We start from the raw sequence: 875 nt of genomic DNA, 5'->3' as shown, positions 1-875 counted from the left end.
CATGGACCACCGCCACCGCGTCCGGCGCCTTGGCGACCTGTGCCTCGAACAGCTCATGGATGCACTGCTGCTCGGGATACGGCACCGCCGTCCGGTTCAGCTCCTCCAATAGATATGCGCGCTCGTCGGCCGCCAGCAGCTCAATCCGCCCGACCGCTTGCCGCGCATCGGCCACCATCGCCCGCAGCAGCGCCAGCAGATAGCCTCGCTGCCGCTCGATGCTCGCCTGATCGAACAGCGCCGTGGCATAGCCCAGCGTTCCGGCGATCGCCTCGCCATGCTCGGCAAGGTTCAGCTCCAGATCGAACTTGACCTGATCGAAGCCGTCTGCCGCCGCCTCCACACGCAGCCCAGGAAGATCGAACGCCGGGGCGGCGTTGTTCTGCCAGGCCAGCATCACCTGGAACAACGGCGTGTGATCAAGACGCCGGGGCGGCTGCACGATCTCCACCACCTGCTCAAACGGCAGGTCCTGATGCTCCTGCGCCGCCAAGGCCGTGCGCCGCGTCCGTTTGAGCAGCTCCGCCACGCTCGGCGCGCCCGACAGGTCGAGCCGCAGCGCCAGGGTGTTGACGAAGCAGCCGATCAGCTCCTCGACCTCGCGCCGACCGCGATTGGCGCTCGGCACCCCGATCACAAGGTCGTCCTGCCCCGACAGACGCGACAGCACCGCAGCCCACGCCGCCAGCACCGTCATGAACAAGGTCGTGCCATGCTGCTGGCTCAGCCGCCGCAAGCCCCGCGTCAGATCCGCATCGATCACGACCGCCACACTGGCCCCGGCAAACGACTGCTGTGCCGGCCGCGGCCGGTCGGTCCGCAAGGCCAGACGGGCCGGTGCGCCCGACAGGTTGCTGCGCCAATACTCCGCCTGG

Annotated in this window: 1 protein-coding gene; it reads right to left on the bottom strand. The window is 68.7% G+C overall.

The features are described from left to right. The coding region (locus IVB48_RS14860; RefSeq protein ID WP_247400556.1) for a condensation domain-containing protein at nt 1-875 on the bottom strand (875 nt) is incomplete at both ends.

It is taken from the genome of Bradyrhizobium sp. 76 (genome assembly GCF_023073025.1).
GTDB lineage: Bacteria > Pseudomonadota > Alphaproteobacteria > Rhizobiales > Xanthobacteraceae > Bradyrhizobium.
This window is presented reverse-complemented; position numbering and strand designations above follow the sequence as displayed.